The 15069-nt window shown below is 63.6% G+C and carries 15 protein-coding genes and 1 tRNA gene; 7 read left to right on the top strand and 9 right to left on the bottom strand.

All coding sequences use genetic code 11. The annotated features are described in order from the left end of the window. The first annotated feature begins 31 nt into the window (after window positions 1-31). The 4 genes from pheT to KSS94_RS17180 all read left to right on the top strand — a co-directional run bounded on the left by pheT (window position 32) and on the right by KSS94_RS17180 (window position 3232). Complete coding sequence (pheT, locus tag KSS94_RS17195; RefSeq protein ID WP_217839294.1) at window positions 32-2413, top strand: phenylalanine--tRNA ligase subunit beta; 2382 nt, start codon at window positions 32-34, stop codon at window positions 2411-2413. Between the two features lie 4 nt (window positions 2414-2417). Then, the gene (ihfA, locus tag KSS94_RS17190; protein WP_009394049.1) at window positions 2418-2720 is read left to right on the top strand and encodes an integration host factor subunit alpha; all 303 of its coding nucleotides are present in this window, start codon (window positions 2418-2420) and stop codon (window positions 2718-2720) included. Next, window positions 2701-3057 carry a MerR family transcriptional regulator gene (locus KSS94_RS17185; protein WP_008100384.1) on the top strand — a complete coding sequence of 119 codons (357 nt, stop codon included), beginning with the start codon at window positions 2701-2703 and terminating at the stop codon, window positions 3055-3057. The genes ihfA and KSS94_RS17185 overlap by 20 nt, the downstream gene beginning before the upstream one ends. Window positions 3058-3155: 98 nt before the next feature. After that, window positions 3156-3232, top strand: a tRNA-Pro gene (locus tag KSS94_RS17180). Between the two features lie 126 nt (window positions 3233-3358). Here KSS94_RS17180 and KSS94_RS17175 read toward each other — a convergent pair. Then, window positions 3359-4258 carry an HNH endonuclease gene (locus KSS94_RS17175; RefSeq protein WP_217839293.1) on the bottom strand — a complete coding sequence of 300 codons (900 nt, stop codon included), beginning with the start codon at window positions 4256-4258 and terminating at the stop codon, window positions 3359-3361. A gap of 469 nt (window positions 4259-4727) precedes the next feature. Here KSS94_RS17175 and KSS94_RS17170 point away from each other — a divergent pair, with 469 nt between their 5' ends. From KSS94_RS17170 to KSS94_RS17160, 3 genes are all read left to right on the top strand, one after another. Continuing rightward, window positions 4728-4964, top strand: coding sequence for a hypothetical protein (locus KSS94_RS17170; RefSeq protein ID WP_217839292.1), 237 nt, complete (start codon window positions 4728-4730; stop codon window positions 4962-4964). 75 nt (window positions 4965-5039) lie between these two features. Beyond that, a complete protein-coding gene (locus tag KSS94_RS17165) occupies window positions 5040-5348 on the top strand; it encodes a DUF3077 domain-containing protein (RefSeq protein WP_217839291.1) in 309 nt (102 codons plus the stop codon). Between the two features lie 216 nt (window positions 5349-5564). Continuing rightward, window positions 5565-6029 (top strand): DUF6998 domain-containing protein, encoded by a 465-nt coding sequence (locus KSS94_RS17160; RefSeq protein WP_217839290.1) that lies wholly within the window; start codon window positions 5565-5567, stop codon window positions 6027-6029. 88 nt (window positions 6030-6117) lie between these two features. On the opposite strand, the gene KSS94_RS17155 is transcribed toward KSS94_RS17160, so the two are convergent. The 8 genes from KSS94_RS17155 to KSS94_RS17120 all read right to left on the bottom strand — a co-directional run bounded on the left by KSS94_RS17155 (window position 6118) and on the right by KSS94_RS17120 (window position 15062). Further along, window positions 6118-6702, bottom strand: coding sequence for a hypothetical protein (locus KSS94_RS17155; RefSeq protein ID WP_217839289.1), 585 nt, complete (start codon window positions 6700-6702; stop codon window positions 6118-6120). After that, a complete protein-coding gene (locus KSS94_RS17150; protein ID WP_217839288.1) occupies window positions 6674-7957 on the bottom strand; it encodes a PAAR domain-containing protein in 1284 nt (427 codons plus the stop codon). Before KSS94_RS17150 ends, KSS94_RS17155 begins: the two co-directional genes overlap by 29 nt. Window positions 7958-8316: 359 nt before the next feature. Next, window positions 8317-9036, bottom strand: coding sequence for a CPBP family intramembrane glutamic endopeptidase (locus KSS94_RS17145; protein WP_217839287.1), 720 nt, complete (start codon window positions 9034-9036; stop codon window positions 8317-8319). A gap of 56 nt (window positions 9037-9092) precedes the next feature. Then, window positions 9093-10010: a hypothetical protein gene (locus KSS94_RS17140; RefSeq protein ID WP_217839286.1), complete on the bottom strand. Its 918-nt coding sequence runs from the start codon at window positions 10008-10010 to the stop codon at window positions 9093-9095. 49 nt (window positions 10011-10059) lie between these two features. After that, the gene (locus tag KSS94_RS17135) at window positions 10060-10824 is read right to left on the bottom strand and encodes a hypothetical protein (protein WP_217839285.1); all 765 of its coding nucleotides are present in this window, start codon (window positions 10822-10824) and stop codon (window positions 10060-10062) included. Window positions 10825-11095: 271 nt separating this feature from the next. After that, the gene (locus KSS94_RS17130; protein ID WP_217839284.1) at window positions 11096-12046 is read right to left on the bottom strand and encodes a carbohydrate kinase family protein; all 951 of its coding nucleotides are present in this window, start codon (window positions 12044-12046) and stop codon (window positions 11096-11098) included. 33 nt (window positions 12047-12079) lie between these two features. After that, on the bottom strand, window positions 12080-13570 hold the full coding sequence (gene xylB, locus KSS94_RS17125; protein ID WP_217839283.1) for a xylulokinase: 1491 nt from the start codon (window positions 13568-13570) through the stop codon (window positions 12080-12082). A gap of 16 nt (window positions 13571-13586) precedes the next feature. After that, window positions 13587-15062 (bottom strand): mannitol dehydrogenase family protein, encoded by a 1476-nt coding sequence (locus tag KSS94_RS17120; protein WP_217839282.1) that lies wholly within the window; start codon window positions 15060-15062, stop codon window positions 13587-13589. Between the last annotated feature and the right edge of the window lie 7 nt (window positions 15063-15069).

Raw genomic sequence — 15069 nt, 5'->3', positions numbered from 1 at the left:
GCCCAATCGACGCACTTTCTAGGAGAACAGCATGAAATTCAGTGAACAGTGGCTGCGCGGTTGGGTAAACCCGCAAGTCTCGCGTGACGAACTGGTCGCCCGCCTGTCCATGGCCGGCCTTGAAGTCGACAGCGTTACCCCCGCTGCCGGCCAGTTCAGCGGCATCGTGGTGGGCGAAATCCTCTCCACCGAACAGCACCCGGACGCCGACAAGCTGCGCGTGTGCCAGGTCAGCAACGGCGCAGAAACCTTCCAGGTGGTCTGCGGCGCGCCCAACGCACGCCCCGGCATCAAGATCCCGTTCGCCATGATCGGCGCCGAGCTGCCAGGCGACTTCAAAATCAAGAAGGCCAAGCTGCGCGGCGTCGAGTCGTTCGGCATGCTGTGCTCGGCCGCCGAGCTGCAGATCAGCGAAGAGAACGACGGCCTGCTGGAGCTGGCCGCCGACGCCCCGGTGGGTGAAGACATTCGCCAGTACCTGAACCTCGACGACGCCAGCATCGAGATCGGCCTGACCCCCAACCGCGGCGACTGCCTGTCCCTGGCTGGCCTTGCCCGTGATGTCAGCGCCCTGTACGACGTGCCGGTCACCCGCCCGGTGGTGCCAGCCGTACCAGCAGCCCACGACGAAGTGCGCCCGGTCGAAGTCAGCGCCCCGGCTGCCTGCCCGCGTTACCTGGGCCGCGTCATCCGCAACGTCGACCTGAGCAAGCCGACCCCGCTGTGGATGGTCGAGCGCCTGCGCCGCAGCGACGTGCGCAGCATCGATGCCGCCGTCGACATCACCAACTACGTGATGCTCGAACTCGGCCAGCCGATGCACGCCTTTGACCTGGCAGAAATCAACGGCGGCATCCGCGTACGCATGGCCGAAGAGGGCGAGAAGATCGTCCTGCTGGACGGCCAGGAAGTCGCCCTGCGCGCCGACACCCTGGTGATCGCCGACCACACCCGCGCCCTGGCCATTGCCGGCGTGATGGGTGGCGAGCACAGCGGCGTCAACACCGCAAAAACCCGCGACCTGTTCCTCGAAAGCGCCTTCTTCGAGCCGATTTCGGTTGCCGGCAAGGCCCGTTCCTACGGCCTGCACACCGATGCCTCGCACCGCTACGAGCGCGGCGTCGACTCGCAACTGGCCCGTGAAGCCATGGAGCGCGCCACCGCCCTGGTGCTGGAAATCGTCGGCGGCGAAGCCGGCCCGATCGTCGAAAGCGTAAGTCAGCAGCACCTGCCGAACATTGCGCCGATCACCCTGCGTGACGAGCGCATTACCCAGATGCTCGGTATGCAGATGGAATCCGCCCAGGTCGAGCAACTGCTCAACGCCCTGGAGCTGAAAACCAGCGCCAACGGGGCAGGGCAGTGGACTGTCACCGTGCCAAGCCACCGCTTCGACATCAGCCTGGAAGTCGACCTGATCGAAGAGCTGGCCCGCCTGTACGGCTATAACAACCTGCCGGTTCGCTACCCGCAGGCCCGCCTGGCCCCGCAAGCCCGCCCCGAAACCCGTGGCGAGCTGCCCAACCTGCGCCGCCTGCTGGTGGCCCGCGGTTACCAGGAGGCCATCACCTACAGCTTCATCGACCCGAAACTGTTCGAGCTGTTCAGCCCGGGCGTCGATCCGCTGCTGTTGGCCAACCCCATCTCCAGCGACATGGCCGCCATGCGCGCCTCGCTGTGGCCAGGCCTGGTCAAAGCCCTGCAGCACAACCTCAACCGCCAGCAAGACCGCGTGCGCCTGTTCGAAAGCGGCCTGCGCTTCGTCGGCCAGCTCGGTGACCTGAAGCAGCAGCCGATGATCGCCGGCGTCGTCACCGGCAGCCGCCAGCCAGAAGGCTGGGCCAACGGCCGCGACGGCATCGACTTCTTCGACGTCAAAGCCGACGTAGAGGCCCTGCTGGGCTACTCCGGTGCCCTCAGCGACTTCAGCTTCGTCGCCGGCAAGCACCCAGCCCTGCACCCCGGCCAAACCGCACGCATCGAGCGCGACGGCAAGGAAGTCGGCTATCTGGGCGCCATCCACCCGGAGCTTGCCAAGACCCTCGGCCTGGAACGCCCGGTGTTCGTCTTCGAGCTGGTGCTCGGCGATGTAGTGGAAGGCCGCCTGCCCAAGTTCAGCGAACTGTCCAAGTTCCCCGAAACCCGTCGTGACCTGGCGTTGATCGCAGGCCGTGATGTAGCGGCAAGTTCGGTGCTTGAAGTAATTCGTGACAATGCAGGTGAATGGCTCACAGACCTCAGGCTGTTTGACGTCTACCAGGGTAAAGGTATTGATCCTGATAGAAAAAGCCTGGCCGTCGGCTTGACCTGGCAACATCCATCGCGCACTCTTAACGACGATGAGGTGAATGAAACCCTGCAAACTATTCTCACCTCGCTCGAACAAAGGTTGAACACCACGTTAAGGAAATAACGGTATGGGTGCTCTGACGAAAGCTGAGATGGCCGAAAGGCTGTACGAGGAGCTGGGGCTCAACAAGCGAGAGGCCAAGGAGCTGGTCGAGCTGTTTTTCGAAGAAATTCGGCACGCGCTTGAAGACAACGAGCAGGTCAAGTTGTCCGGTTTCGGCAACTTTGACCTTCGCGACAAACGCCAGCGGCCGGGCCGCAACCCCAAAACCGGGGAAGAGATCCCGATCACCGCACGCCGCGTCGTCACCTTTCGTCCAGGGCAGAAGCTGAAAGCCCGGGTAGAGGCCTATGCTGGAACCAAGCCATAACGACGAGCTGCCCCCCATCCCGGGCAAACGCTACTTCACCATTGGTGAAGTCAGCGAGCTCTGTGCGGTAAAACCGCACGTGCTGCGCTACTGGGAGCAGGAATTCCCGCAGCTCAACCCAGTGAAGCGCCGCGGCAACCGGCGGTATTACCAGCGCCAAGACGTGCTGATGATCCGCCAGATCCGCGCTTTGCTGTACGACCAGGGCTTCACCATCGGCGGGGCGCGCTTGCGGCTCAGCAGTGATGAGGTCAAGGACGAATCCAGCCAGTACAAGCAGCTGATTCGGCAGATGATTGTCGAGTTGGAGGATGTGCTGGTGGTGTTGAAGAAGTGAGCTGAAACCGACGAGTGGAAATTTTTGAAAAAAAGCTTCCATTATTCAAAAGGTTAGGTTAAATTCTTCAACGTTCTCAGCGGTATCGAGAATGATGTCGGGGCGTAGCGCAGCCCGGTAGCGCACTTGCATGGGGTGCAAGGGGTCGAGTGTTCGAATCACTCCGTCCCGACCAAAAATCCCTAAAAAACCCAGTCGTCGTGAGATGGCTGGGTTTTTTTATGATTCGATTTTTTTTATGCTATCAAGCCGTTGTTATTTAGCCGCAGCCCTTTTCGTTCTGCGGCTAATCAGAGTCTAGCTACCCAAAACTATGGCGTGTCCTGTGTTTTTTCAGATATGCCAGATTTCCGCGGTTAAGGCCCTTTATGGCCTTGAAGCGCTGGAGTCCAAGGATTTCTTGTTCGGTGGTGCTCAGCTTTGGGCTGATTAACAATTCGCCCAATCCGTTGAAAGCTATTAGACCGTATTCAAATAAGCGATCAATGTGAGCGGCCAGTAGTAGCCCATTGTCCGGGTCTAGCCTGGCGTCATTGTTACAGCTTGCCCATGGGTATATGTGTGATGCAATCAAAAGATTCTTATTTGAAAGTCCAGTGAGTGCGCATTTACTGCCCCAGCGTTTAAGCAAAGAGGTTCTGAATGCACCTTGACCAACCCGGGCTTTGATTAAGGCCTCGCGGGTCGTGGCTGATGGGGCTCTTTCAGAGGCGCCTGCGTCTATGAGGAGGTCTTCGTAGTCTGAGATGACTTCCGCTTGCTCCAGTAAGTAGACAGCAGCATCTGAGGGGACTTGTGCCATGTAAATTTGGTTGACGCCGCCTTTGACGTTGAAGAGCGAAGGGGTTGTATTCTCGTCAAAACGGGCTTGATAGTCGGAGGCGATATCTCTGCTGTGCACCCGTCGCTTCAGTTCTGTAATTTCAACGTCGACTCTATAACCAACGTTTTTCCATTCGCTGAATGATCGAGTTGCGGGACGACTCGCTTCATATGCGTCATTCTTCGCGGTCGCAATGGCACGTAAAAAATTATCGTTGTAGCAAAAAATCAGATCACCTGATTTGACTCTGCCTACGTTTTCCCAGTGGGTTCTGGTTGCTGCTCCCTTTGACGATTTTGGGCTGAGCGGAGCCCAAAGAAACTCGCCATTTCTCGCTTCCTTATGGGTCGTCCCCAGATTCACCCAGAAATACTGCATGTCACGCCTTCGGTAGTGGCTCGTAGCTAGTGACCATAGCGTGAATTCCTACAAAATTGAAGGAAAGCTCCTACGTGCTCTGAGTGTTGCGAATTGCCGAAACGAAAATTTCCAAGGAAATCGTAAGAAAATGATCCGAATAGCCCGAAATTTATCCGATTAAATACGTAGGTGAGAGGATTTTCTTCCTTTCATGTAGTTCATTTCCGAAGCATACTTTTCAGCGTTTCAGGCCATTGCGGTCCTTTCAGTCGCGCACTAGTCTCGCCAAGTCGCTAATCAAGCGACACGGCTTTGACAGGCCGTTGCTGATGAAAGGATTGCACGTGCGCGCTTATGGCGGCTGTACGTGGGGCACCTAGTGTGCGCCGGGTTCCTTCATCCTCGGTCTGTCAACCCACGTACCGCTGCCACCATTCTGTTTGACAGCAGGCTCTTGGCGGTTCCAATCCGATGAAGGAGTGTGACCATGCTAAAGATCGTCCCCGACCCACCCCACCCAAACCCCTACGCCGCCCACACCCTCGAAGACCTCCTGGTCCAGATCTCCGAATACCTGGTCTGCGCCCTGACCGTCAGCCAGCAGACCGTCCTGCTCCACACCAAACCCCCGGCCCAGGTCCTGACCCTCGCTGCCATGCACGAAATCGACAACGCCCGCACCTTGGTGGAGTTGGCGCTGAGCCGCGTGCAGTCCCGGCATTGACCTGGCGAACCTGAGTTCGCCCTGGATGTTCATCGATCAGGCCCCGCGCCGTTCGCGGGGCCGCAGGAGACGTATATGGATAAGGAATTGCAAACCCCGCGCAGCCGGCAACTCACCACCTGCGGCATCGGCCATTTTGGCGAGGGTGGCGATATCGGCATGGAAGAGCCGTTGTTCCGCGTGGTCGCCGGGCATTCGCTGGACCACGCAGTGGAACAGGCGACCGTGGTGATGTGTGCGGTGCACAAACTCACCGACATGGCGATGATGGAGACTGACCAGCTGCCGACCTTGCTGACGGCGATGCACTACCTCAGCGGCATGGCCAAGGCGTTGGCCCAGGATGTGAACCATGGGTTGACGGTGCGCATGCCGGGGGAATAGCGGTTGAACAAGCCGCCCGGGCGCTGTCGCCTGGGCGGCTTTGTTATTGGGGGAGGGCGCCCGTGCAGCGATTGATGCTGGCTCATTGGCCCAAAGCGCTTTTGCGTTTCGCTGGTATGTAGGAGTATTCCCCCGGTAATCCCCATCTTTCCCCTGGCAACGCCGTGCGCAGCACCGCCAGCGCCTGTCCCAGCCCTTTTACGCAATAGGCCCGCCATGGATGCGACCATCGAACTGAAGATCAAGAACGCCCTGCACGACCTGTTCGCGGCCGTCGGGCAACTGCAGGCGGCCTACCCGGGCAAGCCGTTCACCCTAGACGGCAGGCTGGTCGGCGATATCGGTGAGGTGGTGGCCAGCCTTGCCTACCGGCTGACCCTCAACGAAGGCCTGACCAAGCACCACGATGCGGTCTGCGAAGCCGGGCGCAATGTGCAGATCAAGACCACCTTCGGCACCACCCTGACGTTCCCCGTGCACCACGTGCCGGACTATTACCTCGGCATCCGCATGAACCGGGATGGCACCTTCGAAGAGGTCTACAACGGGCCGGGTTACCTGATCCAGCAGCAACTGGCCGGGCGCAAGCCCACGCGCACGGGGCTGCATGGGGGCTTGATGGCCATGCTCAGGCGGCTCAATGGCACTGTGGCTGAGCAGGACCGGATACCTCGGCGGTGATTGGGCAGGTTGGTCGGGCGGGCCCGTAGACCGCTGCGCCACCCCCTCTGGTCGGTACTATGGTACTTACATTGAGGGGGCGCCGAGGTCATTGAGGCTGTGGGCAGCTTACTGCTGCGGCATTCAGAGCTTTGTTGTAATCGACATAAGTGGCCTCATCGTAGGGTGCGGCAGCCGCATAGAACTGGCGATCCCCTTTGCGCCCAACGACCTGAGTGATTTCCGCTACCCAGGTTCGTCCGGCATGCTCTTTCAGCAGGCGGAATTTGTGGTGCCTGATTTCGCTTTCTTCATCAAGCCCTGAATAGACGTAAACCAGCCCTTGGTAATCTTTTGCGTCGAGAGCTTCGATCACTTTCAGTGCCTCTGCTTTCTCTGCTTTATCGATCGGGAAGGTATTGATGACCCAGGATATTTTGCCCGCAGCAGCCAGTTCTTTCATGGGTACAGGCAATGGTTCACGGCTGACTAGCCGTGTGTAGCCGCAGTCGTAGACCCATTTGCCCGTCTTGACGTAATCATCCGCATAGATGACTACGCCATTGCCGAGGTCTGTTTTGAAGGTGGTTGGTGGGTGGCTCAACCACCACACCCCAATAAGGAGCACGGTGGCCGTGACGGCAATCAACTTGATCTTGGAAGCCTTACTGTGGCGAGAATTCAATGTGTCCACCTGGTAATCCGTAAGGAGTGGTTCCCGACCGCACTGGATTCGAGGCGCCAGATACTTGATAGGTAAATCTGAGGCGTTCTGCGTAATCAAGTCGTTCCGATACTGCTTCATCCCAGGCTTTACACCAAGACTCCGGCGGCGGTTGTCGAACAGTCGACCCACACAATGCCCCACGCTGGCGGTCCACATACGAGCCCCAGGTGTCTTTGTAATCCGATCGCCTGACGTACGCGCGCACCTTCAGCCGCAAATGGTTGGCAAGCAACTGCGCCAGGCTTTCATCCGTTTCAGGCGAAAACTGCACGGCCTCTTCAATCAGCAGGTCAGGCAGGTTCCCCATTCCGGTCCTGCAGGCATAGCTGTCAACACGCGCCGACTTGCTGAACGCGGCGGGTGAAATGCTCCGGTATACATCCACGCCCAACGACAACTGCTGGTCCTCCGGCAATTCATATCCAAACGCGATACGTTGCGGCACACCATGGCTGAACATCGACAAGTGCCCAATGGGCGATGTGCTGCGATCTTTTCCCGTATTCAGGTACGTGACCAGTTCTTGAACATTCGAGACCTTGATCAGTTCCGCTTCGTACAAGATCGCAGAGGCTTGAGCGGCGTTCAGCATGTTGGCGTTATAGCCCGGTGTGAACACCACCAGTGTGCGGGTCGCCCCAGGCCGCTCGGCCTTGAAGGTTTTGAGTTCCCTCACTGCCTGCGCAACAAACATCATCTTGTTGGCCTTGCCACTGTCATGCTGACTCCCCGCCACGGCAATCAACTCCGGCGTTTGCGGCCCCACCGGCGCTTTCGCCGCCGCACTGTCCGCCAACGCCCCAGGCCGCACCAGCGCCCCAGAAAGCAACGCCCGCTGCTCCAACTGCGGGTCGGCCAACAACTGCGTCATCAGTTGCTCATCCACCACCCCCTCCGGGCTGATGGTGCCGAGCTTGGCAAAATCGACGATCGCCTGGCTGGCTGCAGTACCAACCTGCACCCCGCCAAAGGTATCGGTACTACCAGAAACGATGGTGCCGCCATGGCTGGTGGGGCTGCCCAGGTGGGCGAGGGGCCGGTGGTTCACCAGCACGCTGGGGAAGCCGGTGGTGATCACTGCGCCACAGCCGCACACATCCCCCACGCGCGCAGCGCCAAGGGCATTGATCTGGGTATCGGGGGAGGCCGAAACAATCGGCGAGGCGCCGTGGCCGGGGATGGGACACACATGGGTGTCACCGAGTCGAGCGGTTGCAAGCATACCAATCCTTGGTAGACATCAAACAAAGCGCGGCATGGTAGCGGCTTGTGCTGTAGAGGGGTACCGGGGTTTGCCTGAGGGATGCGCGATGACTGTAGGAGATTACCCAGCCCTTCCGGGATGCGCTGTCGCGCAGAGCACTACTCTCGCAGATGCGCCACGCCCCTTGTGGGAAGCGGCCTTGTGTCGCGATAGGGCGCGAAGCGGCCTCAGGATCTCGACATCATGCAAAATTGCCGGGGCTGCTGCGCAGCCCATCGCGACACAAGGCCGCTTCCCACAGAAGCCGTGGCGCGCCTGTAAAACCGGTTCTCGGCGCGACAGCGCAGCCCGAATGGCTGGGTGATCGCCCGCAAGCGTTAAATCGCCAACTGCCAATGCCCCACCGCCAACACCCCACCCATCGCAGCGCCATGCAACACAATCGGCACCAGCATCCCGCGGCTGTTCACCCGCGCAATCCCGATAATCACGCCAATCGCCATCAACAACACCAGCACCCAAGCACTCTCGTAAGGCAGCGGCAAGCTCATGTACACCGCCGCGCTGGCACCGATCGCGGCCCACTTCCACCAGCCGCCGTCCTGCCACCCCAGCACGCCCATGACGTAATGGCGCAGCAGCAGTTCTTCGCTAATGGCGGTGAACAGCACCAGCTGCAGCACCAGGCGTTGCACCTGCCCGGGGGCCAGCCCGTCGAACAGCTGGGCCAGGTACGGCTCTGGCGCCATGCCCTGGTCGCGCATCACCGCATAACCGATGCCCAGGGTCAGCGCCAGGCGCAGCAGGCCGTTGGCCAGCGGGCCGAGCACGCGCTCGCCGACGAACGCCTTGAAGATGCCGCCGCGCACATGCTGCCAGGCAAACAGCACCAGCAGCCCGCAGGCGGAGTAGGGCATGCCAGCCTGGATCATCGCCCAGCTCACCTCGCCGGGCCGGGGCAGCGCGCCGCCCTGGTAGCCGGCGGCCATGCCGCCGGCAACGCATACGGCCACGGCCAGCAGCAGCAGGGCCAGGCTCGTCAGGAACGACGGACGGGCCGGGGTATCGCGAAAGGTCGGGAAGGGGGTGGCGCGCACGGTGCTGTCCTGGGCTGTGGGTGTGGCGCGCATCATGCCGTAGTGGCGTTAAGGCATCAATTGGCGGGTGGTGGTTGCGCCAGCCATTGTTGCAGTGTGTCGTGCAGGCCGGCGAACAGGGCGCTGATCGTCGACTTTGTCGAGGCAAAGGTCTGCACCACCGCCTCGGGGGCATCGGTCGTCTGTACCCGCACGCCAAACTCGGTGCTGTGGTCGTCGCGCTGGCGGGCAAAGGCGATGTAGCCGTTCTCCAGCGGGTGTACCCACTCGCCGGGCTGCACGCCGGGGTAGTGCGGGGCCTGGTGGAAATCGCTGCGCAGGGCGATCACCTGGGTCACGGCCTTGAACGTCGGGCTGAAGTTCTCTGTGAAATAGCCGAAGCTGGCGGTGAGCAACACCGCGCCCATCAGTGCGCCGGTGCAATGGAACAGCACCGGGCCGAGGCGATCTTTCAGCACAGGTTTGTAGCCGAACCCGTTGAACGGGCCGGTGAGTTGATGCCAGATAAAATCCAGGCCCAGGCCAAGCAAGGCGACAACCCAACCCACAAACGCGAAGGGCAGGATCACCGCCGCCAGCACCCCCAGCCAGGCCGGTATGTAGAACAGCAAGGCCAGCAAGGCGACGCTCAGGTCGAAGCTCTGCGGCGGCAGCCCCAGGCTTTCGCTGACGGCATGCCGCGCGCAGGCGGTGGCGATCAGCAGCACCAGCAGGTGCAGGATGACGATGGGCGTCTTGGCCAGCGGTTTCTCCCAGGCCCCATGCAGCCAGCGCAAAAACGGGTAGCACCAGCTGACGAAGCCGCAGACGATCAACGCGCAGGCCAGGGTGCTCACGTTGTTCAGGGCAGTAAAACCCTGCTTCCAGAACAGCACGAAGCCAACCAGGTAGACGGCAAGGGCTGCGCCATAGAAGCGCTGGGGGATGGACGCTTGCTGGTAACGGTCAATCAGCTTTGCTTTAAGTGCATGCATGGCGTGTGTCGAACTCCTTTTCATCACATGTTCAGTGGGCGGCCCGCGCTCAGCGTTTGCGCAGCGCGGCGGCCACCGCCACGGTAATCACCACCGCCAGCACCACGGCCAGGGTAAAGGTGGCGGCTATGCCCAGGCGCTCCAGCAGCCCGGCCACCACCAGGTAGAACGCAATCACCCCCACCGCGCCGATGGCATTGCCGCGCACCATGGCGGCCATGCCGGCGCGCCCGCCCTGCACGTGGGCGAACACCACCAGCGGCCAGGCGATCACCGGGATCGGCGCGAGCATGCCGCTGGCGGCCGGGCCCAGCCAGCTGGCCAGGCTGGTGATGACCATCAGCAGCGCGGTGGCAGATGCCATGCGCAGGGGGATCTCCCAGATACGCTGGCGCGGGCGGGCCAGGGTGTCGGGCTTGGGTTCGCGGCCGGTGGCGCGAATCAGCACGGCGATCAGCAGCAGGGCGACGCCGATCGACAGCGCCAGGGTGCCCCAGTGGGTGAAGGTGTAGGCGGCAGCGGCGTAAAACAGCAGCGCCAGCGGGGCGGCCAGGGCGATGCCCAGCCGGCGGGTGCTGAACAGGTAGAAGGCATAGGTGGCCTGCACCGCAGCCAGGCCGCCGAGGGCGCCGGGTACGGCGTGCAGGGCAAAGGCGGTGCCTTGTTCCAGGCACAGGAAGGTCATCACCAGCGCCGAGGTGATCGGCAGGCCGGACAACAAGCCGCCGAGCAGGCCGCCCCAGCGGCGCGAGGCCAGGGACACGGCCCACATCAGCAGCGGGGTGATGCACAGCTTGAGGTAGAAGAGGGTCATTGCCGGGGTGTCCGGGTGGTGGCAGGCGGGGGGAGTATCCGGGGTTTTGGGGGTGTTTGGGTATGGGTGGTTTGCATGAAGTGCCGTGTTAGAGCCTATGGCGCCATCGCCGGCAAGCCGGCTCCTACAGCGGCCGCGTAATGCCGGGAGTACGCATCACCTGTAGGAGCGGCCTTGTGTCGCGAATGGGCTGCGCAGCAGCCCCGGCAATTCTGCATGATGCCGAAATCCTGGGGCCGCTTCGCAGCTCTTTCGCGACACAAGGCCGCTCCTACAAGGGGCCCATAGCCTGCAACTCCCGCTCAAACGGCAAATCCGGCCCCACCCGCGAGCAGGTCACCGCAGCGGCGCGAATCGCATAGCTCAGCATCGCATCGATGCTACCCCGCCCCAACCCGGCCACCCCTGCCGGGCTGTCTGCCCCGAGGCGCGCCAGGCAAGCCAGCACGGCGGCCTGGAAGGTATCCCCCGCGCCGACCGTATCGCGCACCGGCAACGACGCATCCGCCGGTCGTTGCCACGAGCCATGCGCACAATGCACGCTGGCCCCCTCCGCCCCATGGGTGACGAACACCAACCGGCACCGCTCGTTCAACCAGCCCCGCGCCACATCCCCGGCATCGCGCCCTGGGTACAGCAGCGCCAGGTCTTCCTCGCTGGCCTTGATCAGGTGCGCATGCCCGGCAAACGCCTCCACCTGCCGGCGCCACAGCGCCACATCCGGCTGCGGGTTCAGGCGCACGTTCGGGTCCAGGCTGATCAGCCGCCGCTCCCGCTCGCGCTGCACCAACGCCAGCAAGGTTTCGGCCACAGGCGTGACCACCAAGGTGTAGGAGCCGACATGCAACCCGCGCACGCTGTCGCCCAGCACTGGCAGATGCTCCAACCGCACCTGCCGGTCGGCACAGCCTTCGCCGCGAAACTGGTACTGCGCCGAGCCACTCGCATCCAGCCCGACCATGGCCAGCGTGGTCGGCGCATCGCTGGTCACCACATGGCGGCAGTCCACCTGTTCCTCCTCCAGCACCCGCCGCAGCCGGGCGCCGAGGTAGTCACTGGACAGCCCGCCGAACAACGCCGCCTCCACCCCCAGCCGGCGCAAGCCCACCGCCACGTTGAACGGCGAGCCGCCGGCAATCGCGGTAAACCCCAGCTCGCCGCTGCGGCTGCTGGTGGCCTGGCTGAACACATCGAACAGGGCCTCGCCACACACCAGGTACATGCTGTTCCCCTCTCTAAAAGTTGCGCCCGGCGCTCAGTGCGCAGGCAAGTGGTCACGATAGCGCTGGTAGGCAAGCGCGTAGGCGGCCTGGCGCGCGGGGTGGGGCAGGGTGCGGGTGCTTTCGTCCAGCGCCACGCAGCGCTGGCACAGCACATCAAGGCTGTCGCCCCGGCCGAATTGGCGGCCAAGGCTCCACGCCGCCTGTATCGCCGCCCCCAGTGCCGCGGCCTCGGTCTGGCGTGGGCACACCAGCGGCACACCGAGCAAATCGGCCAGCACCTGGCGCCACAACGGGCTTTTCGCCGCGCCGCCGACCAGGCGTATCTCGTTGCCTTGCAGCCCGCTGGCGCGCAGCAGGTCGAGGCCGTAGCGCAGGCTGAAGCAGGTGCCTTCCAACACCGCCCGGCACAGGTTGGCGCGGGTCAGGTTGGCGCTGGTCATGCCGTGCAGGCTGGCGCTGGCCGCGGGCAGCGCCGGCACCCGCTCACCGTCGAAGAACGGCAGCATCAGCAAGCCGTCGGCGCCGATCGGCGCCTGGGCGGCGAGGGCGGTGAAGCGCTCCAGGTCCAGCTCCAGCAGGTCGCGCACCAGGGCGCAGGCGCTGGTGAGGTTCATGGTGCAGATCAGCGGCAGCCAGCCACCGCTGGAGGCGCAAAAGGTCGCCACTTCGCCCTGGGCGCTCACCTGGGGTTGCTCGGCAAAGGCGGCCAAAGTGCCGGAGGTACCCAGGCTCAGGGTGATCATGCCGGGGGCGATATTGCCGGTGCCGATGGCGCCGAGCATGTTGTCGCCGCCACCACTGGCCACCCACGCCTGCGGGTTCAAGCCCAGTGCGGCGGCAGCCCCCTGGCGCAAGCTGCCGATGCACGCGCCGGGCTCGACCAGCTCGGGCAGCGCCGCAACCAGGCGTTCGCCCGGCTCGATAAGCTGCAGCACATCGGCCGCCCAGGTGCGCCGGCGCACGTCGTAGTAGCCGGTGCCGGAGGCATCGCCGGGCTCGCTGCAGGCGCGGCCGGTGAGCCAGTAATTGAGGTAGTCGTGGGGCAGCAGAATGTGCGCTAGGCGAGCGAACAGCTCAGGGTGCTGGCGCTGGGTCCACAGCAGCTTCGACAGGGTATAGCCCGGCGCGATCACCAGCCCCAGGCGCTCCAGCGAGCCTTGTACACCGCCGAGGGCGGCGAGCAGCTCGTTGTTTTCGGCCACGGTCTCGGTGTCGCACCACAGCTTGGCCGGGCGCAGCACCTGGCCCTGGGCGTCGAGCAGCACCAGCCCGTGCTGCTGGCCGGACACCGCCAGCCCGCGGATCGCCTGGCCATCGACGCCAGCCGAGCGCAGTGCCTCGGCCACCGCCACCTGCAACGCCGCCAGCCAATCCGCCGGGTCTTGCTCACGCCGGCCATCGCGCCCTTGCGGCGGCGCGTGGGCGGCGCTGCCCAGGCCCAGCACCTGGCCGCTACCGGCGTCCAGCACCAGGGCCTTGGTGCCCTGGGTGCCGCAGTCGATACCAACAAACAGTCCGTCCATTGCAGCGGGCTCCGGGTCAGTCGCCGAGCACGCGGCGCAGGGTTTCGCTCACGCCGTGTTCGCGCAGGCTGTCGTACTGCTGCTCGAAGGCGCTGACAAAGGCCCGGCTCGCCGGGATCAGCGTGCCGAAAATCGCCTCGTCGCCCAGCACCCGGGCGGCCAGGCCATCGCGCTGCACCACCCGCGCCTGGCAGTCGGCGGCGCGTGGGTCGGGGATGGCGTACTTGCTGCCGTTTTCATCCACGCCGCGCAGGTACAAGGCCCAGGCCGCCACCACCAGCGCCACCCGCTCCAGCGGCTGGCCGCCTGCGATCAGGCGGTTGGCGGTGGGCACGATGAACTTGGGGAATTTCGACGAGCCGTCCGAGCACACCCGCTCCAGCTGGTCGGCGATGGCGCGGTTGGCAAAGCGCTCGGTCAGGCTGTCTTTGTAGCGGGCCAGGTCGATACCCGGCACCGGGGCCAGTTGCGGGGTGACGTCCAGGTCCATGAACGCGCGCATGTAGCGGTGCAGCAGCGGGTCGGCCAGGGTTTCGTGGACGAAGCGGTAGCCCTGCAAAAAGCCCAGGTAGGTCAGCGCCAGGTGGCTGCCGTTAAGCAGCTTGATCTTCATCGCCTCGTAGGGGGTGACGTCGTCGGTAAACTGCACGCCGACCTTCTCCCAGGCCGGGCGCCCGGCGACGAACTTGTCTTCCACCACCCACTGCAAAAACGGCTCGCACACCACCGGCCAGGCATCGTCGATGCCGTGGCGTTCCAGCAGTTGCTGGCGGTGCGCCGCGCTGGTCATCGGGGTGATGCGGTCGACCATGGCGTTGGGGAAGCTGACGTTGCTGTCGACCCAGCGGGCAAGCTCCGGGTCCAGCAGCCGGGCGAAGGCCAGCAGCGCCTTGCGCGCCACCGCGCCGTTGTGCGGCAGGTTATCGCAGGACATCACCGTGAACGGCCCGCTGCCGGCCTCGCGGCGTCGGCGCAGGGCTTCGCACAAATAGCCGAACACGCTGCGCGGGGCCTGCGGGTTGGCCAGGTCGTGCTGGATCAGCGGCAGGTCGGCGCGAAACTCGCCGCTGCCGTCGTCGATGCAGTAGCCGCCCTCGGTGATGGTCAGCGAGACGATGCGGATGCCGGGCTCGGCCAGTTTCTGCAGCAGGGCCTCGGCGCCGTCTTCGGCCAGCAGCATGCCGTTGAGCGCGCCGATCACCCGCACTTCGGTGCCGGGCCCGTCGCCCAGCTCGTACAGGGTGTACAGGTAGCCTTGCCCGGCCAGGGCATCGTGCATGGCGCGGTCCTCGCTGCGCAAGCCGGCGCCGCAGATGGCCCAGTCCAGGCCTTCGCTGCGGTTCATCAGGGCGTCGGTGTAGGCGGCCTGGTGGGCGCGGTGAAAACCACCGACGCCAATGTGCACGATGCCCTGGCGCAGTTGCGCCGGGTCGTAGGTGGGGCGGGCGATGCCGGCCGGCAGTTGCCCGAGGTTGTGCGGGTTCAGTTTCATCCTGGGG

The sequence above is a fragment of the Pseudomonas fakonensis genome, from assembly GCF_019139895.1.
GTDB lineage: Bacteria > Pseudomonadota > Gammaproteobacteria > Pseudomonadales > Pseudomonadaceae > Aquipseudomonas > Aquipseudomonas fakonensis.
This window is presented reverse-complemented; position numbering and strand designations above follow the sequence as displayed.